Below are 19,907 nucleotides of genomic sequence, written 5' to 3' on the forward strand. Positions count from 1 at the left end.
CATACCATGCGGCCGCACCGCTGCCTCCTCCGAGGCTGGTCTCCAGCCGGCCGGTAAAAAGGCACAAGTCGACCTGCGCCGGTTTTTCACAAGGCTCCATTATGCTGTGCAGAATGACACAAGCACAGCGCTCGGCCGCGACCCGGAAGCGGCTTCTGAAAGCCGCCGCCGATGAGATGGCGGAGCACGGGTACGGCGACTCCAGTCTTTCCGCCATCGGCGCCCGCCTGGGTCTGTCCAAGGGCGTCCTCGCCTACCACTACCCCACCAAGCGCTCGCTGGCGATCGACCTCGTCGCGGCGCTCGGCGCAGCCCTGAACGAGTGCGACGCCCAGGCGCGCACCGTCTTCCCCGGTGGCGGCCTGCGCGGGCTGCTCTGCTTCCTGCACCTCAGCGGACAACGCCTGGAAGCCGATCCGGTCGCGGCCGCGGCGTTCGACTTCCCGCTGGACAAGAGCCTCCGGGACCTCGGCATCGACTCGCCCCTGCCGCAGTGGAGGGAACTGGTCGGCGTCTTCCTCCGCGAAGCGCAGCAGCAGGGCGAACTCCCAGGTGAGCCCGGCGCCGAGGAGGGAGCCCGGTTCCTGGTGGCGGTCGTCCACGGTTCCCGCGCGGGAGCGGAGAACACGACCCCTCCGCTGGATCCCCGCCTGCCGCTGGTGCCCCTGGTCCTGCGCGGGCTGGGCGCCCAGGACCCCGAGCGGCTCGTCGACGAGGCGCTGGCGGCACCTGCCCCACGCGCCTGAGCGGCGGCCCGCAGGCCAGAGCGCACCCCTGGCTTCCTGACTGCTTCCCGGCTGCCACGGCCCCGGCCCACGCCTCGGGAGCACGCCGGTGACGAGTCCCACACCACCCTTGACATACGCCCTGGGCAGGGGAAACGTGGTGGGCACCTACGGCAGCGCCATCAGGAGGAGGACCATCATGACCGAATCCAGCAGTGCACTCGACCAGCTCACGTTCAGCGATCCCGTCACGCGGTACCCGACGCTCTCGCCGCCCAAGCAGCATCAGGCCGAACCCGGCCTGGACCGGGATCTGGAGCCGTCGGCGGACCGCGGCGAGCAGACCTACCGGGGGCTGGGCCGGCTGGAGGGGCGCAAAGCGCTCATCACCGGAGCCGACTCCGGCATCGGCGCGGCCGTCGCGATCGCCTTCGCCAGGGAGGGCGCCGATGTGGCCCTCGGCTATCTGCCCGCCGAGGGTGACGACGCGAAGGTCGTCATCTCTCTGATCGAGGCCGCCGGGCGCAAAGCGGTCGCCCTTCCCGGCGATCTGTCCGATCCCGAGTACGCCTCCTCCCTGCCGGATCGCGCGGCCGAGGAGCTCGGTGGGCTGGACGCGGTGGTCAACAACGCCGGCCGGCAGATCGCCGTGGAGGACATCGCCGATCTGCCGCCCGAACAGTGGGAGGACACCTTCGCCACGAACATCCACGCGATGTTCCGGGTCACCCAGGCCGCGGTTCCGCACCTTCCGCCGGGATCCACCATCGTCAACTCCACCTCGATCCAGGCGTACGATCCTTCCGCGCACCTGCTGGACTACGCCTCCACCAAAGCCGCCATCAACAACTTCACCAAGGGCGTGGCCCAGCAGCTCGCGCCGAAGGGAATCCGGGTGAACGCCGTGGCCCCCGGGCCGGTGTGGACGGTACTGCAGGTCTCCGACGGCCAGCCGAAGGACGCGCTGCCGGAGTTCGGCCAGGACGTCTGGATGGGCCGGGCCGGGCATCCGGTGGAACTCGCCCCCGCCTATGTCTTCCTGACCTCAGCCGAATCCAGCTATGTGGTGGGTGAGACCCTGCACGTCAACGGCGGCAAGACCTCGCCGTGAGCCCCTGAGCACCTGAGCCGGCCCCATGCTGACGCCGGTCAGGCCGGTACCGCCGGGGCGTCCCCGGCGGCAACAGGACCCGCTCCGCCCGAGCGGGTCCTGTTGCGTCCAGGTGGCGTCCGCACGACGCGAGCCGCGGGCACCGGAACTTAACGTTCCACCGCCCCGGGCCAGCGGTCTATCGTGAGCGCATGACCGCATCACCTCGTCCCGTCACCCTCGTCACAGGAGGCGGCCGCGGCATCGGCGCCGCCATCGCCCGCCGCCTCGCAGCCGAGGGGCACGACCTCGTCTTGAACTACCGGGCCCGCGCCCAGGAGGCGGAGGCGACCGCAGCCGCCTGCCGCGCGGCAGGCGCCAGCGTGCACATGGTCCAGGCCGATCTGGCGGACCTGACGCAGGCGGCGCGGCTCGTGCCGGCCGCCATCGCGGAGTTCGGGCAGCTGGACCACCTGATCAACAATGCCGGCGTGACCGGTCGCGTCGGGCCGTTCGAACAGGTGGACCTCGAGCACACCGAGTTCATGTTCCGGCTCAACGCCTTCGCCCCGATCCTGCTCTCGCAGCATCTCGTCGGCCATCTCCGCGAGAGCGGCCGTCCCGGCTCAATCGTGAACATCTCCTCCATCGTCGCCGGCAACGGGGCGCCGAACCGCTACATCCCCTACGCCATGTCCAAGGCGGCACTCAACACCCTCACCGTGGGACTGTCCAAGGAGGCCGGACCCGACGGCATCCGGGTCAACACGGTCACGCCGGGCACCATCCGCACCGAGATCCACGCCGACGCCGGCGTCCCCGATGCCCCCGAAGAGCGCGCGAAGGACTTCCCCCTGCAGCGCGCCGGCGAGCCCGAGGAAGTCGCCGCAGCCGTCGCGTACCTCGTCTCCGAGGACGCCGCCTACGTCACCGGCACCGAGATCCGGGTGACCGGAGGCGGCTGAGACGGTTACCTGCGGGCGGACTGCGCGAACGGCAGGGACGTCGAGCGCGCGTAGTCCTCTTTGAACGTGGTGAGGTGGAACCAGGTCTCCATCCGGTCCACGCCCGGCAGTCCCTTGATGTCCTCCAGCCGGGAGAACAGCTCCGCCGGCGCCCCCGAGTTGAGGGTGGCGACCAGATCGAAGCGGCCGATGCTCAGCGCGGCGAACTCCAGTTCGGGATAGCCGACCAGTTGTTCGACCACCTCACGGGTCTGCGCGCCCAGGTTCAGTCCCATGCCGACCTTCACCCGGCCGCTCTGCGCGGTATGGGTGATCACCGCGCTCACGGTCAGGATGCCCGCCTCGAGCATCCGCCGCACCCGGTTGCGCACGGCCGTCGGGGAGAGCCGCACATCCCCGGCGAGCTCACGGTAGCTGCGCCGGCCATCCAGTCGCAGCAGCTCGATCAGCTCGGCGTCGATCTCGTCCACCGTACTGCCGCCGCCGTACCGGGACACGAAAAGGCCCTTGACGATGTCCGTGTAGAGCAGCACGTTGATCGTCGCGACCTCCTCGAAGCTGCGGATCCACGCCAGGATGCCGTAGAGCGCCGAGGTGTCGCTGGTGCGTACCTCCGCCACCAGGTCGTGCATGCCGGAGGTCGCCGAGACCAGCGGCACGTCGATGCGCTCGCTCAGCTGGTTGATCACCCCGGTGAGCTCGCCGCGCCCGGTGATGGCCACGTGGGCGATGGCGTGCTCGCCCAGGAAGGCAGGATCCGCCGCCGCGACGATGCGGATGCGGTCCTGGGCCAGGAGCGTCCGCAGGCGCGCCGAGACCACGTTCCGGGGCACGCCCAGCTGCTGCGACAGCTGCCGGTAGCTGGCCCGGCCGTTCTGCTGCAGCGCCCGGATCAGCCGTTCGTCGATGTCCACCGGTTCCCCTAGTCCTCTCCCAGCGTGCTGTCTCCCAGTGCGCTGGCGGCCCCTCCGCCAGCGGCGCCGCAGCTCGCACATCATCGCGGGCCCGTGCCCGATCCGCTCGCGCGGCGCACTCATGCGCCAGTGCCGATGATTTCGTCTTTCCTGCACGGCGGAGAGTGCGAAACCGAAGCATGCAGGACCATACAGCACGCCTTCTGCTTCACTTAGCGCCATCATCTCACCGGAAAGTGAAGGCACAGGGGGAGATGAGAACTCTTTGTGTGATTGCCGTGTGATCTGTACCGCAGTAGATTCACCAAGCATCCCTCGGCGGGCGCCACGCAGGCCGAGGTGAAGATCAAGGAGGATGAAGATTGCGCAAGCTGGTCGCATTCGACTCGTGCGGTGCACCGGGCCGTGACCCCCGCGCCGCCGCGACGGCACCGCAGGCACCCCGGATCGTGACGGCGCGCCTGATCCGCACGCTGGCAGAGACCGCAGAAGCCGTGGACACCGCCCAGGCGATGGTGCTCCATCATGACCGGATCGCCTTCCTGGGCACCCTCGAAGACGCCCGCGATGCGGGCCGCGTCCTCACGCCGGCCGGCGTCTCCCCCGAGACCGTGGACCTGGGCGACTCCGTCGTCCTGCCCGGCTTCAGCGATCCGCACGCCCACCCGCTCATGTACGGCCAGATGATGCGCTGGGTGGACTGCTCGCCCGAGCGTGCCGGCAGCATCCCGGAGATCGTCGCCCTGCTGAAAGCGGCCAAGGAGACCCTGCCGCCGGGCACGCCCATCCGCGGTTACGGCTACGAGCAGAAGAACCTGGCTGAACGCCGGCATCCCCGCAAGGAGGAGCTGGACCAGGTGGCCGACGACCGCCAGGTGTACCTGATGAACGCCTCGGGGCACGGCGGTGTCGTGAACTCCTACACGCTGGCCGTCTGCGGAGTGGACGAGTCCACTCCCAATCCGCCCGGCGGCGAGTTCTTCCGCGACGCCGAGGGCCGTCTCACCGGCGAGGTCTCCGATGCCGCCTGCAATATGCTCACCGGCATGGACGGCGTGAAGGTCGGCAACCACGGCCCGAACTTCCACCTCGCCGACTCCCCCGATGAGCACCTCGCCCAGCTGGCGGCCGCCCAGGAGCGGTTCCTGGCCAGCGGCGTGACCAGCATCGGCGACGCCCAGGTCTCCAAGCGCGAACTCGACACCTATCTGCGCGCGGCGGAGGCCGGGCAGCTGACCACGCGGATCAGCATGTACCTGCTCTCCCATCTGCTGGACGCCGCGCTGGAGATCGGACTGCACGGCGCCTTCGGCAACTCGCGCCTGGCCTACGCCGGCATCAAGCTCTACGCCGATGGCACCCTGGGCGGCTCCACCGCCTATTTCCCCCACGGTTACGCGGACGATCCCTGCCGACGCGGCCAGCTGTACCACGCGCCGGAGGAGTACGCCCAGATGGTGCGCCGCGCGCATGCCGCCGGCATCCAGACCGCCACGCACGCCCAGTCGCCCACCGCTCTGGGCATGGTGATCGACGCGGTCCGCGCCGCCCAGCAGGACAGCCCGCGCGAGGACGCCCGCCACCGGATCGAGCACTGCGGCCTGCCGACGCCCGCGCAGATCGAGCAGATCGCCGAGCTGGGCATCGTCCCGGTGAACCAGACGCAGCACTACTACAACTGGGGCGACGGGCTCCTGGAGACCATCGGCGAGGAGGGCGCCAGGTTCAATCCGCTCGGGGAGTTCGTCAGGGCGGGCGTGCCGTATGCGCTGTCCTCCGACGCCCCCGTCGCGCCGCCCCACCCGCTCGCGGCGATCGGCACCGCCGTCACCCGCGCCACCAGGTCCGGCGCCGTGCACGGCGGACCCGACCTGGCCGTCAGCGCCGAGGACGCCCTCGCCGCGCACACCATCCGCGCCGCCCGTGCCCTGGGCCGGGAGGACGACACCGGCTCGCTCGAGCCGGGCAAGCGCGCGGACTTCACCGTCCTCGACGCCGACCCCTTGCAGGTCGCGCCCGAGGCCATCTCCGGTATCGGCGTCCGTCAGACCTGGGTCGGCGGCCGCCTCGAATGGGAAGCAGGAACATGAGCACTCAACCCGCACCCGTCCACGACACGGCCAAGGCCCGCAAAGCCGGGCTTGCCGCCTTCGTGGGCACCACCATCGAGTGGTTCGACTTCTACATCTACGCCACCGCCGCCGCGCTGGTCTTCGGTCACGTGTTCTTCCCCGAGGCCGACCGGCTCGTCGGCATCGCCGCGGCCTTCGGCACCTATGCGGTCGGGTTCTTCTTCCGGCCGCTCGGCGGCATCCTCTTCGGGCACATCGGCGACCGCTTCGGCCGCCGTCCGGCACTGGTCATGACCCTGGTGCTGATGGGCGCCGCCACGTTCATGGTGGGCCTGCTGCCGACCTACGCGCAGATCGGCGCCTGGGCGGCCGTGCTCCTGGTGGCGCTGCGGGCGCTGCAGGGCATCGCCGTGGGCGGCGAATGGGGCGGCGCGGTCCTGATGTCCGTCGAGCACGCCCCGGAGAAGTCCAAGACCTTCTACGGCGGTTTCCCGCAGCTGGGCAATCCGGCCGGCGCGCTGCTGGCCACCGGCTCGTTCAGCCTGATCTCCCTCGGCGGCGACGACTTCCTGCTCGACTGGGGCTGGCGGATTCCCTTCATCGCCTCCATCGTCCTGATCGCGATCGGGTTCTGGATCCGGTTCCGGGTCGAGGAGTCTCCCGTCTTCGAGGACGACGCGAAGACCGCGGCCGGCGCCGATGAGACGGCCGTCGCCGGGGCCGGCGAGAAAGCCGCGAACAAGGCAGCCGAGGAGGTGCCGGTGATGTTCGCGCTGCGCCGCAACTGGCTGCCGATCCTGATCGGCATGGGTGCCATCCCCGTCGCCACCGGCGGCTACTACCTCACCACCACCTTCGCCCAGGCCTACGCCACCGGCCCCGAGGTCGGCGTGCCCACCACGCTCATCCTCAACGCCATGACCCTGGCCTCGTTCCTGGAGCTGCTGGCGACCCTCCCGATGGCGGCGCTGGGCGACAAGATCGGCCGGCGCCGGACCATCAACCTGGGCGTCATCTCCACCGGCATCCTGATCGCCCCGCTGTTCCTGTCGTTCTCCACCGGCAACACGGTGCTGATCTTCGTGCTGGTGTGCGCCGTGCGCCTGACCATGTCCGCGACCTACGCCCCCACCGCCACCTTCATGTCACAGCTGTTCGTGCCACGTGCCCGCTACACCAGCGTGTCGCTGTCCTACGGCATCGGCGTGGCCATCTACGGCGGTCTGGCGCCGGTGACCGCCACCTTCCTCTACGACGCGACCGGCACCATCTGGGCCGTGGTGGCGCTGTTCCTGGTGTTCGCGGCTCTCAATGTCGCCTGCGTGGCCCTGGCGCCGCAGCTGCGCGATGACGAGCCGGCGGAGGCGAGCCGATGAGTGCCCTCCCCCAGGGACGGATCCGGGAGTACATCGACTCGCTGGGACCTGCCCAGCGCACCGGCGGCCTGGCCGTCATCGCGGCCCTGGCACGGCACGGCGCCCAGATGGCCTTCGGGATCCCCGGCACCCACAACCTGGAGTTCTACCGCCACCTGGAACCGCTGGGCATCCGCGCGGTCACCCCGCGGCACGAGCAGGGCGCCGGCTACGCGGCCGACGGCTACTACCAGGTGACCGGACGCCCCGGCGTGGTGATCACCACCTCCGGTCCGGGCCTGACGAACGCCATCACCGCCGCGGCCACCGCCTATGCGGAGTCCCGGCCGATGGTGCTCATCTCTCCCGGCATGCCGCTGGGCACGGAGGGCCAGGACATGGGCCAGCTCCACGAGACGAAGGACTCCTCCGGCGCGCTGTCCCGCCTCCTGGTGTGGTCCCGCCGGGTGCGCACCGCCGAGGCCGCCGCGCAGGCCGTCGTGGACGCCTTCGAGGAGTTCGGCCGCAAACGGCCGGGGCCGGTGCACATCGAGGTGCCCTTGGACGTGCTCGAGGGGCCGTGGCTGAGCGAGCTGCCCGAACCGGCGGTGCTGCCCGAGCCGGTCGTCGCACCGGCTCCGGTCGTGGAGGCCGCGGAGCTGCTGCGCGCCGCGCAGACGCCGATGATCGTGGCCGGCGGCGGCGCCAGGGGCGCGGCGGCCGAGCTGCGCACCGTGGCCGAGCGGCTGGGCGCGCCCGTGGCGACCACGGCCAACGGCAAGGGCGTCCTGCCGGAAGACCATCCGCTGAGCCTGGGCGCGAATGTGCGCTTGGCCTCCGTCCAGGACGCCTCGCGGGAGGCGGATGTCCTGCTGGTGATCGGCTCGGAACTGGCCGACTCCGATCTGTGGGGAGGGCGCATCGGCGCCCATCCCGGGCAGCGCGGGCCGCGGGTGATCCGCATCGACATCGACCCTGATCAGATGCACAAGAATCTGCGCTCCGATGTGCTGTTGTGCACGGACGCGCAGGCGGGGCTGCGGGCCGTTCTCGACCAGCTGGGCGAGACCGCGGCGCAGTCGCCCTCCGATGATGCCGGGTCCGGCCCGGCCGGCCGCGCCGCCTCCCTGCGGCAGCGCATGGCCGGCGACTTCGATCTGGACGGCATCCTGCCGGAGATCACCCGGATCGTGCAGGAAGCCGCCGGGGACGATGTCGTGATCGCCGGGGACTCCTCCCAGGTGACCTATGACGGCACAGTGCACGCCCTCGTCGCCCGCGGTTGCGGCCAGCTGCTGTACATGCCCGGCTACGCCACCCTGGGATACGGGCTGCCGGCCGCCATCGGCGCCAAGCTGGGCGCCCCGGAGCGTCCCGTCGCGGCGATCGTGGGCGACGGCGCGGCGATGTTCGCGGTGCAGGAGATCATGACGGCGGTGGAGCTGGAACTGCCGGTGCTGTTCCTCGTGGTGGACAACGGCGGTTACAAGGAGATCGAGGCGCAGATGGACGAGCGGGACATCCCGCATATCGGGGTGCGCTTGCGCCGGCCCGACTTCGCCGCACTCGGCACCGCCATGGGCGCCCGCGGGGTCGCCCTGAGCGCAGCGGCACCGCAGTGGCGCGAGCAGCTCGATACCGCGGTGCGGGGAGCCTTCGCCGCAGACGGGCCCACGGTGCTGGGCTTGACCCTGTAGAACGATCAGGTCCACGATGGCCCCGTCACGGGGCCGTTCCCATGAACGCGGCCTTATATACTGGGGCTTCGCTCTCAAGGCAGTGATGTGGAGGTTCGATGAGCGGCATGCAGGCGCCCGCCGGCGACAGTCCGGGCGGCCCGTCCGGCCAGCCGAACGCACCGGCGGCGCGGCGCACCGCGCAGAAGGAGGCCATCCGCGCCGAGCTGAGCACCCTGGACGAGTTCGTCTCCGCACGGGATCTGCACCGCCGGCTCGAGGACGCCGAGGTGAGCGTCGGCGTGGCGACGGTATACCGGCAGCTCAACCGCCTCGCCGAGCAGGGCGAGGTCGACGTCATCTCGAATCCCGAAGGCGAGCGCCTGTACCGCGCCTGCGCCAGCTCGGACCATCACCATCACCTCGTCTGCCGCTACTGCGGCAAGGCGGTGGAGATCGAGCCTCCGGCGGAGCAGTGGCTCAAGGACATCAGCGAGCGGCACGGCTTCTCCTCCATCAGCCACACGATCGAGGTGTTCGGCGTCTGCGGCGACTGCAGTGCCCACCAGGACCGCGCCGCCGGCTCATGACCGGGCGGCTGCTCTCCCTCAACGTCGGGACTGCACGACCGGATCCCGCCCGTCCGGGCGAGCACACCGGGATCACGAAGGAGCGCGTGCCCCGCGCCGTGGTCGCAGCTCCCGGCGTGGCCAAGGGTCCCAGCGGAGTGGCCGGCGACTTCATCGGGGACGTGGCTCATCACGGCGGCGATCTGCAGGCGGTCTACGCCTACGCCGCGGAGGATTATGCTTTCTGGTCCGGCGAGCTGGGCGAGGCGGTGCCGCACGGCACGTTCGGGGAGAACCTCACGACCGCGGGCCTGGATCCCAGCCACGCGCTGATCGGTGAACGGTGGACGCTGGGTCCGGTGGTGCTGGAAGTGACCGGCCCGCGGGTGCCCTGCGCGACGTTCGCCAAGCGGATGGGCGTGCGCGGATGGGTCAAGCGCTTCACGGCGGAGAACCGCACGGGCGCGTACTTCCGCGTGCTGGAGCCCGGCACGATCGAGGCGGGGTCTCCGGTGGAGGTCGAACGGCCCGGCGGGCACACGATTACCGTGGACCGCGTGTTCCTCGCGCTGATGGGAGATCTGGAAGCCGCCGATGCCTGCCTGGACGCCGGTGTGCTGCCGGAGGCCATCGCGCAGAAGATCGCTCGGAAAGCGGCGCGCCGCCGGCGGTGAGCCGCGCCTCAGGGTGACCAGCCGTCGGGCGCCGCGACTGGCGACTCCGTGAATCTCCAGGTACGAGCCCACAGTGATCCCTGGACGCGGAGTAACGCAGAAGTGAACCAATTTTGGCGCGCTACAATGGCATTAATGAGACGATCGACCGTAGGTGCGTGAAACTACGGACTGTGCGAAATCTTCGGATTTTACAACCATCGACTACGCCCCTCGGTTGATACCGGAAAATTTCATTGCAAGCAAAACGGAAGTGCTATGGAATCTCCAAAACGGCAGCAGGACGCACGATTAGTCCGTCTCGCTATTTTACGTCTTGCATATGTGGGAATTACGCTTCTTTGCTGCTTACCGCTATTGTTAATATGGTACGCAGGAGAACTCAGCCCCCTCTCTAGCGACTCTGTGGAATTGAGTATCGGAAGATTCCTTGGAATTTATGCACTGGTGGCAGTCGCCGCCACCGTCGCCCTGCTGCCACCGGTGCGCAACAAGATCTCAATAACCTACAGAGTTCTGACCGATTGCGCCGCGATCTTGGTCACCGCTCCCGTCATCATCTTTAATTTGTGGTACTTCTACATTATTACTTTTCAGTACTGAATCACTGAAGGGTTCCGCCAGTGGGCGTTGAGGGGCGAGAACGCGTCGGGCATACGAATCAGGCACAACCCAGATAGAGGAAGAGCCATCCTACGCCACCTCCTCCCATGAAGTGACCGCGCACACTCTGGCAGCGTCCGTCGTTCTAGTTGCCCCGGTTCTCGTAGTAGAACTCCAGGTAATGGAATGCTGCGGCCATCGTCGCGCCTTCCCACGACAAATCGGTCGCGGGAGGGCGTTTCACATAACGCCCGTCGGCGCGACCTTCAATATTCGTGTCGAGAATCCTCAGTTGCACGTTCACTTCGTCCTCGCGCGAGAAGAACGGCTCATCCGCACTGACTTCCCAGACACCGGCGGCATCGAACTGGCCGGTACTTTCTTCCATGCCGATGTAGGTGATCTCCACGTCAAGGGGCTCCCCGCAGATCTGGTACGTCTTGTCTCGCTCGATCGGCGTGAGGCTGATGTCTTCTAGGTGGTCGGGCTCGAACCACTCGGAATAAGTCTCGTCCAGCGACACCACAAGGAGTGCGCGGCGAGGGTCAGTTTCCTCCGAGTATTCGTCATAGCGGTCATGATAGGTGACATCAGCCATGTCCGGATCGCCCGCGAAGATCGGGGTGAGGCTAGGGTTTACGAACCCGCGAGGAGTCATCACCCGGTTCTCCAGCGACCGCCATGGTTCCGGACACACACCGGGTGGCGTGGTGGCGAACGGATTCGCCTGGGGCGTGTGGGTGTCGATCTCCTTTTCGGCCGGTGCGGTCTCGTAGGGGTCTTCGAGAAGGGAGCAACCACTGAGGGTAAAGCCAGCCGCAAGGGCTGCCGCCGCAAGTCCGAGTGCACGCCAGCCTGGGAAGATGCGGGACATCGGTTTCACAGCTCCGAGTGTAGGCCCAGGTGCTCTAGGCCTATCCCACGATCTGGCCGGTCTGACCCGCAAGCCCACACCGTGCAGGGCGGTACGACCGCGTTTTCGGCGCTATCCGTACGGCACGGGTGGAGAACAGACGAGCGCTTCGCCCGGCACGGTCGCGTCTTCCGCCGCAGAGTCCGGACAACAGGCGCGGTGCGCGGCAACGCTGTGCCGCGCACCGGCTGATCAGCCCTGGCGGGAGCCCGAGGGCCGGCGGCGACGCCGGTTGCGGGAGCGCCCGCCGCCGGAGCCGGCTCCGCCACCCGGATTCGACGGCGCATGCGATGCCGCACCTGCCGGGGTCTCCGCCGCGCGGCCGTTCGCCGAGGCGTTCTGCGAGCCACCACGGCCACGGCCGGAGCGCCTGCCACCGCGTCCGCCGCCCGAGCGCGGCGCGCGGGCCGCGGGGGCCTGCACCGGAGCCGAGGGAGGCGTCCAGCCGCCCTCGACGGTCTCCCGGTCGCCCGGTGCCAGTTCAGCGAGCACCGGATGATCCGGGCCGCCGATGCGGGTCACGGTCGGGCTGATGCCCGCCGCACGGGTCAGTGCGCGCACATCGCGTACCTGGTCGTCCGTCATGAGGGTCACCACGGTGCCGGCGGCACCGGCGCGGGCGGTGCGACCGGAACGATGCAGGTAGGCCTTGTGCTCGGTGGGCGGATCAGCGTGAATCACGAGGGCCACATCGTCGACGTGAATCCCGCGGGCCGCGATGTCGGTTGCCACCAGCGTCGCCGCGGCGCCGCTGTGGAACGCGTCGAGGTTCCGGGTGCGGGCGTTCTGCGAGAGATTGCCGTGCAGTTCCACCGCCGGGACGCCGCTGCGGTTGAGCTGGCGGGCCAGGCCCTTGGCCCCGTACTTGGTCCGGGTGAAGACCACGGTGCGGCCGGGTGCGCTGGCCAGGTCTACCAGGACCGGGAGCCGCTGCTCGCGGCCCAGGTGAAGCACGTGGTGGTCCATGGTGGCCACGGGCGACTGCGCGGAGTCCGCCTCGTGGGTGACCGGCGAGTGCAGGTAGCGCTTGACCAGCTTGTCCACGCCGCTGTCCAGCGTGGCGGAGAACAGCAGTCGCTGGGCGTCGCGCGGGGTGGTGTCCAGCACGCGCCGCACCACGGGAAGGAAGCCGAGGTCGGCCATGTGGTCGGCCTCGTCCAGGATGGTGATCTCGACATCGCCCAGATCGCAGTGGCCCTGGGAGATGAGGTCTTCCAGACGGCCCGGGCAGGCGAGCACCACATCAGCGCCGCGGCGCAGCCCCGCCACCTGCGGGTTCTGGCCGACACCGCCGAATACGGTCTGCGTGCGCAGGCCGGTGGCCTCGGCCAGGGGCTTCAGGGACGCTTCGATCTGGCCGACGAGCTCACGCGTCGGGGCCAGGATGAGCGCGCGGGGGCGGCCAGGCCGCGCCTTCGTCGCGCTGGCTTCCAGCCGGGCGACGAGCGGCAGCAGGAAGGCGTAGGTCTTACCGGATCCGGTGCGGCCACGGCCGAGCACATCGCGCCCGGCGAGGGAGTCCGGCAGCGTCGCCGCCTGGATCGGTGTGGGCACCGTGATGCCCTGGGCGGTCAGAGGGTCGATAAGGGCAGAGGGCAGACCGAAGTCCGCGAAAGAAGAAGACACGTACCAGCTCACTGTGGCTTGGGGATGTCTCGCCACGATGAGGCGGGGAACGATGTCCCCGGCGGCGGAGCGAGGCAAGACTGAACGCATCCGCACCTTAAGCGTACGCGCTTTCCGCGGCGGCGGCTAATGACGGGTGCGATTCACCAGGAACCAGGACGTGATCCCGCCGGCGATCCCGGGCCGCGGTACTTCCGGACGGGCACGTATAGCAGAACTGACGGCAAGCGGGTCAGCGACTCGCTCCGGCGGGGCCGCGCCGGCCGGCATGCTCCCCTGACGCCCGGGACGCTGTCATCGCGCCCGTTGCCGAGGAAGGCCCGGCCGCAGCCCCCGGCGGGCCCTCGTGCAGGAGAGCTCCGCGGCTGAGATGCAGCACGTGATCGGCCTGCCGCGCCTGATCCCGCTCGTGGGTGGCGATCACGATGGTCGCGCCGTCGGCCCGGGCGTCCTGCACTGCTCCGGCGATGTATTCCGACGCCCGCACATCAACCGACGCGAGCGGCTCGTCCAGCAGGATCAGCGCGGCGCGCTGCGCCAGTCCCTGCGCCACGAGGGCACGCTGACGCTGTCCGCCCGAGAGCGTTCCCAGCTGCCGGCCGGCAAGCTCGCTGAGCCCCAGGCGCGCCATCGCCTCGTCGACGATCTGGTGGTCTTCCCGGCGCAGTCGGCCCCATGCGCCGCGCCGGCGCCAGCGGCCCATCTCCACGGTCTGCCGCACGGTGATGGGAAGAGAATCGGGAACCGCGCTGCGCTGAACCACGAAGGCGATGTCCTCCGGCAGGTTCCTGATCTGACCGCCGGCCAGCGGCAGGACCCCGGCCAACGCCGCCAGCAGGGTCGATTTTCCCGAGCCGTTCGGCCCCACCAGCGCCGTCACCCTGCCCGCCGGCAATGTCGCTGTGACGTGGTCGAGGGCGAGTTGCCGCCGGTACCGGCAGCTGACGTCCGAGAGTTCGATCGCGTTCACCACCGCTTAATAATAACCGTTACTGTTATCCGATGGAATTCCTGATCGCGCCCTTCGAGGTCTCCTTCGTCGCCCGCGCCCTCATCGCCGGCTGCCTGGCCGCCGTCCTCTGCGCCTGCGTCGGCACCTGGGTGATCCTGCGGGGGCTGGCGTTCTTCGCCCACGCGCTGTCCCACGGCATGCTGCCGGGCGTAGCCATCGCCGCACTGCTGGGCGGGAACCTCCTCCTGGGCGCGGCGGCCAGCGCCATGGCGATGGCCGCCGGAGTGGTGTGGGTGACGAAGGAGTCCCGGCTCTCCCAGGACGTCGGCATCGGCCTTCTCTTCGTCGGCATGCTCGCCCTCGGCGTCGTGCTGGTCTCGCACTCCCGCTCGTTCGCGGTGGATCTGACCGCGTTCCTGTTCGGGGACGTCCTGGGCGTGCGCCGCAGCGATCTTGCCGCCCTGGCCGTCAGCACCGCACTGGGCATCGTGGCGTGCCTGGTGCTGCACCGCCCCTTCATGGCCCTGTCCTTCGATGAGCGCATCGCCGCCACCCTCCGGCTGCGCCCGCGCTGGGCACACCTCGCGATGCTCGCGCTCACCGGGCTGGCGACCGTGGCCTCCTTCCAGATCGTGGGCACCCTCCTGGTCTTCGGCCTGCTGATCGGCCCGCCGGCCACGGCGGCGCTGATGTTCTCCCGGGTGCGCACCATCATGCTGGCGGCCGCCGCCCTGGGTGCGCTCCTCACCTACGCCGGCCTTCTCATCAGCTGGTACGCGGAGACGGCAGCAGGGGCCACCATCGCCCTGCTGACCGTCCTGGTCTTCTTCGTCACGCTGCTCGGCAAGCGGTGTATCATCGCTCTTGTTCGTTAATGACACTCATTATTAATTAGAAAGCACTTATGCCCTGCAACCGCAGTCTGTCCGTTTCCGCCGCCGCTCTGGTGTCCCTGCTCGCGTTGTCGGCGTGCCAGCAGCAGAGCACCGCCCCCGCCGCCGAGGAGACCTCCGCCGTCCCGCACGGCTACGTCGAGGGCGCCGAGGAAGCCGATGAGCCTCAGCTCCGCCTCGCCTCCCTCGACACGGAGACCGGAACCCTGACCCTCGTCGATCTCGTCAGCGAAGAGGTCGTCACCGAGGTCGAGAACGCTCCCGGCACCAGTCTGGCCGCGGCCGACCAGCGGTACCTCTACCTGACCGACCAGGACGCCGGTGCCGCGCGCATCGTGGACAGCGGAGTCTGGACGGTCGACCACGGCGACCACAAGCACTACTACCGGGCGGAGCCCTCCGTCGTCGGCGATGTGCCCGGCACCGATCCCGCGCACGTGGTGGCGCACGACTCCGCCGTGGCCTTCTTCTTCGACGGCGACGGAGCCGCCCGGGTCTACGACCGGTCCCCGCTCGGCGACGGGGAGCTCACCGAACTGAACTCCGTGGAGCCGGGGCCGCACCACGGCGTGGCGGTACCGCTCGGCGACGATGTCCTGTCCACGGTCCCGGCCGATGCCACCGACGACCTGCCCTCCGAAGTGGTCGCCTACGGCCCGGACGGCACGGCAACACCGTTGCCGGAGACCTGCACGGAACTGCACGGGACCGCCGCGACGCGCGCGGGCGTCCTGTTCGCCTGTGAGGACGGCGTCTTGCAGGTGGACGAGGACCTGAACGCCGAACTTCTCCCCTACCCGGACGAGGCCGACGGCGAACGGGCCTGGTCCCTGTCCGCCGGACGCGAGGTGGTCGCCGCGGCAGCCGGCGATGCCGGGATCCTGATCCTCGACGCGGATTCCGGTCAGTGGCACACGGTCAGCACGGACGCGCCGGTGACCAGCCTGGACGTGGCACCGGACGACTCGGTCGTGGTGGCCCTCGACGAGCACGGCACCGGCTACGCGGTGGACGCCGGAAACGGTGAGGTCCTCGCCCAGAGCGAGCTCCTCGCCGATGCCGGTTCCGGAGACGGCCACGGCAGCGGCCCCTCCGTCGTCGTCGACCGCGAGCGCACCTACGTCAGCGATCCGGCGGGCGGGCGCGTGCTCGAGCTCGATGCGGCCGACGGCCTGCGCGAGGCCCGCGTCCTGGAACTCGGCGGGCATCCCTCCTCGCTGGCCGTGACCGGACGGTGAGGGACGGCTCATGAACCGCGTCCGAGGCGCGCTCCTGGCCAGCGCGCAGATCGTGCTGCTCGCTGCCGCCGGCACGGCGTGCACTCCGAACGACTCGGCACCCACGATCGTCGTGACGACGAACATCCTCGGCGACGTGGTGGAGAACGTGGTCGGCGATGGCGGCGAGGTGCTCACGCTGATGGAACCCAATGCCGACCCGCATTCCTTCGGCATCTCAGCCCGGCAGGCCGGTGCAATGGAATCGGCGGACCTCATCGTCGCCAACGGCCTCGGCCTGGAAGAGGGACTGCAGGCACACCTGGAGAACGCCCGCGCCGAGGGCGTGCCGGTGCTGGAGGTCGGCGAGCACATCGACCCGCTGCAGTACGGCGAAGGCGAGTCCGCCGGGCAGCCCGATCCGCACTTCTGGACCGATCCTGCGCGCATGATCGCCGCCGTCGACGCCGTCGTGGACGCCCTGGAGGAGACCGGCGGCCTGGGCGAGGAGATCCGGGCCGGTGCCGAGGCCTACCGCGCGCAGCTGGAGGACCTCGATGCGGAGATCACGACGACGCTGGAGGACATTCCGCCCGAGCGCCGGAAACTCGTGACCAACCACCACGTGTTCGGCTATCTCGCCGACCGCTACGGGTTCGAGGTGATCGGCGCGGTCCTGCCCAGCGGCACCACGCTGGCCTCGCCCTCGGCCGCGGATCTGCGGGACCTCTCCGAGGCCATCACCGAGGCCGGGGTCCCCGCGATCTTCGCCGATTCCTCCCAGCCGCAGAGGCTGGCCGAGGTGCTCGCCGAGGAGACCGGCCTGGACGTGGAGATCGTGCCGCTGTACTCGGAGTCCCTCACCGAGCCAGGCGACGAGGCCGGCACCTACATCGACATGCAACGGGTCAACGCCACTCGCATGGCTGAGGCCCTCACCCGCAATCCCTGAGACCACGGCAGGAACTACGAAGGAGAGATGAATGATCACACGTCCCATCCGTCCGCTGGCGGCCCTCGCAGCCGCCGCCATGCTGCTGGCCGGGTGCCAGAGCGGCGGCGCCGAGGAAGCCGGTCATGAGGACGAGCACGGCCACGCGGAGGAACACGAGCACGGCGAGGAGGGGCACGCGGACGCCGAGGAGGTGGACGCGCCCCAGCCGCGGCTGGTCGCCACCTACGACGGCGGCCTGCTGACCCTGGACGCGCAGACGCTTGAAGTCCTCGACGACACCCCGCTGGACGGCTTCATCCGGGTCAACCCGGCCGGTGACGGGCGCCATGTGTTCGTCTCCGTGCCCGAGGGCTTCCAGCTCTTCGACGCCGGCGTGTGGACCGAGGCGCACGGCGACCACGGCCACAGCTACGCCGGCGATCCGGCACTGACCGACACCGTCTACGAAGGTGACACCCCCGGGCACGTCGTCCGTCACGCCGGCAAGACCGTGCTGTTCAGCGACGGCGACGGCAAGATCCAGATCTTCGACTCCGAGTCGTTCCTGGAGGGCGCACCCGAACCGGAGGTGCAGGAGACCGAGGAGCCGCACCACGGCGTCGCGGTCGAGCTGGAGAACGGCGAGCTGCTGTACACCATCGGCAACGAGGAGGAGCGCACCGGCGCCCTCGTCGTGGACGAGAACGGCGAGGAGATCGCCCGCAGCGAGGAATGCCCCGGCGTGCACGGCGAGGCCGCCGCTCAGGACGAGGCCATCGTGGTGGGCTGCCAGGACGGCATCCTGATCTACCAGGACGGCGAGTTCACCAAGGTCGATGCGCCCGACTCCTACGGCCGCATCGGCAACCAGGCCGGCTCGGATGAGTCGCCTGTGGTCCTAGGCGACTACAAGGTGGACGAGGATGCGGATCTGGAGCGCCCCGAGCGCGTGAGCCTGACGAACACCGAGACCGGCGAGCTGACCCTGGTGGATCTGGGGACCTCGTACAGCTTCCGCTCCCTGGGCCGCGGCCCGGACGGGGAAGGCCTGGTCCTGGGCACCGACGGCAGCCTGCATGTGATCGACGTCGAGGCCGGCGAGGTCACCGGCTCCATCCCCGTCACCGAGGCGTGGGAAGAGCCGATGGAGTGGCAGCAGCCGCGGCCGACGCTGTTCGTGCAGGACGGCCTGGCCTATGTCAGCGAGCCCGCCAGCCAGGAGCTCCACATCGTGGACCTGGCCTCCGGCGAGGTGACCGAGTCCGCTGAGCTGCCCCAGGCGACGAACGAGCTCACCGGCGTCACCGGCTGAGTCTCCCTCGCGCCCTGCGGCGCTCCTCGAACGGCCCCCGGCGGTCTCTGCCGGGGGCCGTCCGGCGTCTCCGGCGACGTTCGCGGGCAGTCGCAACCGACATGACCTGCATACGCCTCCTCCAAGACCCCAGGGCGCTTCCCTTTTGCCCGCGCATGGGGTTTACTTGGTTCTCGATGCGAGCAGCATCACATCCATCGTCCTGGAAGCATGAAGGAGCCGTTCACCGTGGCCGCACCGACTGAAGGAAGCCTCAAGGCTCCTCAGCTGCGCCACGTGCTCCGCGCCATGGACTAGGCCGCTGCGCCCGCCGTATCCGCCTGTGCGGAACCGGGGGCAGCCGCATCCGCCGCACTCCCCGCACCCGGCACTCGCCCGGCACCGTCCCGGTGCTCGCCGGGCACCGGGGGCATCGGAGCATCCATACGCGTGCCGCTTCCGGTTCCGCACCTGTCATCTCAACGATAGGTGCGTCATGATCAGCTCACCTCCGCATTTCCCCCGCCTCCGCGGCGGGGGCCTCCTGGGCGCGGTGCTCGTATGCGCCCTCGCCCTCGCCGGCTGCCAGGTGCCGCCGGAGAACGAGGGCGTCGACCCCGCGCTCCTGGACCGGGCCGCAGACCCCGCGCTGCTGCCCGAGCCGTGGAGCCAAGGCGACGAGTTCGTGATCGCGACGAACGCCCCGTACCCGCCCTATGAGATGTTCACCGCGCCCGGCCGCCAGGAGCTCACCGGCCTGGAGGTGGACCTGGGAACCGCCATCGGCGCCGCCCTCGGCCTGGACGTCCGCTTCGTCCAGCAGCCCTTCGACGGCCTTATCCCGGGCCTGCAGGCTGGCAGCTACGACGCCATCATGGCCACCCTGCGCGCCACCCCGGAGCGTGAGCAGGAGCTCGACCTGGTCAACTACGCCACCATCGGCGGGACCGGGATCATGACGGCGGCCACGGATGAGGACGTCCAGGGCTATGAGGACCTGTGCGGCCTGACCGTCGGCATGCAGTCCGGCGCCATCCAGCACGAGCTCATCACCGCCGAGTCCGAGCTGTGCGTCGACGAGGGCGAGGAACCCATCGACTCGCGTTTCTACCCCTCCATCACCGACATCCAGCTCGCCCTGTTCACCGGTGGCGTCGACGCCGCCGTGGGCGATTCACCCGTGCTGATCTCCGCTGCCGCCGCGAACGACCAGTTGCGCGCCTTCGTCGACGAGGACGGGCCGCGCGCCTCTACCGAGGAGGGCTACGTCGCCATCGGGCTGCCCAAGGACAGCCCGGAGCTCGCCGAAGCCATGATCACGGCCCTGGAGGAGCTGATCGAGGACGGCACCTACCAGACGATCTTCGAGCATTACGGGCTGGAGTTCACCGCGATCGACCACCCGCACCTGTCCCGTCTAGGAGAGGACGACTAGCGC

General features: G+C 69.6%; 18 protein-coding genes. 14 read left to right on the forward strand and 4 right to left on the reverse strand.

Annotated features, from left to right (window positions below):
- Window positions 1-113 precede the first annotated feature (113 nt).
- The 3 genes from IEW13_RS02150 (at window position 114) to IEW13_RS02160 (ending at window position 2,780) form a co-directional block, all read left to right on the forward strand.
- A complete protein-coding gene (locus IEW13_RS02150) occupies window positions 114-746 on the forward strand; it encodes a TetR family transcriptional regulator (protein ID WP_188549284.1) in 633 nt (210 codons plus the stop codon).
- A gap of 178 nt (window positions 747-924) precedes the next feature.
- Window positions 925-1,836, forward strand: coding sequence for an SDR family oxidoreductase (locus IEW13_RS02155; protein WP_188549285.1), 912 nt, complete (start codon window positions 925-927; stop codon window positions 1,834-1,836).
- A 191-nt stretch (window positions 1,837-2,027) separates the two neighbouring features.
- A complete protein-coding gene (locus tag IEW13_RS02160) occupies window positions 2,028-2,780 on the forward strand; it encodes an SDR family NAD(P)-dependent oxidoreductase (protein WP_188549286.1) in 753 nt (250 codons plus the stop codon).
- Window positions 2,781-2,785: 5 nt separating this feature from the next.
- Here IEW13_RS02160 and IEW13_RS02165 read toward each other — a convergent pair whose 3' ends face one another.
- Window positions 2,786-3,694 (reverse strand): Lrp/AsnC family transcriptional regulator, encoded by a 909-nt coding sequence (locus tag IEW13_RS02165; protein ID WP_188549287.1) that lies wholly within the window; start codon window positions 3,692-3,694, stop codon window positions 2,786-2,788.
- A gap of 362 nt (window positions 3,695-4,056) precedes the next feature.
- Here IEW13_RS02165 and IEW13_RS02170 point away from each other — a divergent pair, with 362 nt between their 5' ends.
- From IEW13_RS02170 to IEW13_RS02195, 6 genes are all read left to right on the forward strand, one after another.
- Window positions 4,057-5,784 (forward strand): amidohydrolase, encoded by a 1,728-nt coding sequence (locus IEW13_RS02170; RefSeq protein ID WP_373283530.1) that lies wholly within the window; start codon window positions 4,057-4,059, stop codon window positions 5,782-5,784.
- Window positions 5,781-7,142 carry an MFS transporter gene (locus IEW13_RS02175; protein ID WP_188549288.1) on the forward strand — a complete coding sequence of 454 codons (1,362 nt, stop codon included), beginning with the start codon at window positions 5,781-5,783 and terminating at the stop codon, window positions 7,140-7,142. Before IEW13_RS02170 ends, IEW13_RS02175 begins: the two co-directional genes overlap by 4 nt.
- On the forward strand, window positions 7,139-8,818 hold the full coding sequence (locus IEW13_RS02180) for a thiamine pyrophosphate-binding protein (RefSeq protein ID WP_188549289.1): 1,680 nt from the start codon (window positions 7,139-7,141) through the stop codon (window positions 8,816-8,818). Before IEW13_RS02175 ends, IEW13_RS02180 begins: the two co-directional genes overlap by 4 nt.
- Before the next feature lie 98 nt (window positions 8,819-8,916).
- Window positions 8,917-9,387, forward strand: coding sequence for a Fur family transcriptional regulator (locus tag IEW13_RS02185; RefSeq protein WP_229744879.1), 471 nt, complete (start codon window positions 8,917-8,919; stop codon window positions 9,385-9,387).
- Complete coding sequence (locus IEW13_RS02190) at window positions 9,384-10,040, forward strand: MOSC domain-containing protein (protein WP_188549290.1); 657 nt, start codon at window positions 9,384-9,386, stop codon at window positions 10,038-10,040. Before IEW13_RS02185 ends, IEW13_RS02190 begins: the two co-directional genes overlap by 4 nt.
- Window positions 10,041-10,487: 447 nt before the next feature.
- Entirely contained in the window at window positions 10,488-10,643 is a 156-nt protein-coding gene (locus IEW13_RS02195) for a hypothetical protein (protein ID WP_188549291.1), read from the forward strand.
- Window positions 10,644-10,788: 145 nt separating this feature from the next.
- On the opposite strand, the gene IEW13_RS02200 is transcribed toward IEW13_RS02195, so the two are convergent.
- From IEW13_RS02200 to aztA, 3 genes are all read right to left on the reverse strand, one after another.
- On the reverse strand, window positions 10,789-11,526 hold the full coding sequence (locus tag IEW13_RS02200; protein ID WP_188549292.1) for a hypothetical protein: 738 nt from the start codon (window positions 11,524-11,526) through the stop codon (window positions 10,789-10,791).
- Window positions 11,527-11,748: 222 nt separating this feature from the next.
- A complete protein-coding gene (locus IEW13_RS02205; protein ID WP_188549293.1) occupies window positions 11,749-13,272 on the reverse strand; it encodes a DEAD/DEAH box helicase in 1,524 nt (507 codons plus the stop codon).
- Between the two features lie 142 nt (window positions 13,273-13,414).
- A complete protein-coding gene (aztA, locus tag IEW13_RS02210; protein WP_229744880.1) occupies window positions 13,415-14,152 on the reverse strand; it encodes a zinc ABC transporter ATP-binding protein AztA in 738 nt (245 codons plus the stop codon).
- Between the two features lie 32 nt (window positions 14,153-14,184).
- On the opposite strand from aztA, the gene aztB reads away from it, so the two are divergent.
- The 5 genes from aztB to IEW13_RS02235 all read left to right on the forward strand — a co-directional run bounded on the left by aztB (window position 14,185) and on the right by IEW13_RS02235 (window position 19,904).
- A complete protein-coding gene (aztB, locus tag IEW13_RS02215; RefSeq protein ID WP_188549295.1) occupies window positions 14,185-15,009 on the forward strand; it encodes a zinc ABC transporter permease AztB in 825 nt (274 codons plus the stop codon).
- 29 nt (window positions 15,010-15,038) lie between these two features.
- Window positions 15,039-16,265, forward strand: a complete 1,227-nt coding sequence (locus IEW13_RS02220) for a PQQ-binding-like beta-propeller repeat protein (protein WP_188549296.1) — start codon at window positions 15,039-15,041, stop codon at window positions 16,263-16,265.
- Between the two features lie 10 nt (window positions 16,266-16,275).
- Complete coding sequence (gene aztC, locus IEW13_RS02225; protein ID WP_188549297.1) at window positions 16,276-17,196, forward strand: zinc ABC transporter substrate-binding protein AztC; 921 nt, start codon at window positions 16,276-16,278, stop codon at window positions 17,194-17,196.
- 31 nt (window positions 17,197-17,227) lie between these two features.
- Window positions 17,228-18,490 carry a zinc metallochaperone AztD gene (gene aztD, locus IEW13_RS02230; protein WP_188549298.1) on the forward strand — a complete coding sequence of 421 codons (1,263 nt, stop codon included), beginning with the start codon at window positions 17,228-17,230 and terminating at the stop codon, window positions 18,488-18,490.
- A gap of 475 nt (window positions 18,491-18,965) precedes the next feature.
- Window positions 18,966-19,904: an ABC transporter substrate-binding protein gene (locus tag IEW13_RS02235; RefSeq protein WP_188549299.1), complete on the forward strand. Its 939-nt coding sequence runs from the start codon at window positions 18,966-18,968 to the stop codon at window positions 19,902-19,904.
- The last annotated feature ends 3 nt before the right edge of the window (window positions 19,905-19,907 follow it).

It is taken from the genome of Sediminivirga luteola, assembly GCF_014639315.1.
Lineage (GTDB): Bacteria > Actinomycetota > Actinomycetes > Actinomycetales > Brevibacteriaceae > Sediminivirga > Sediminivirga luteola.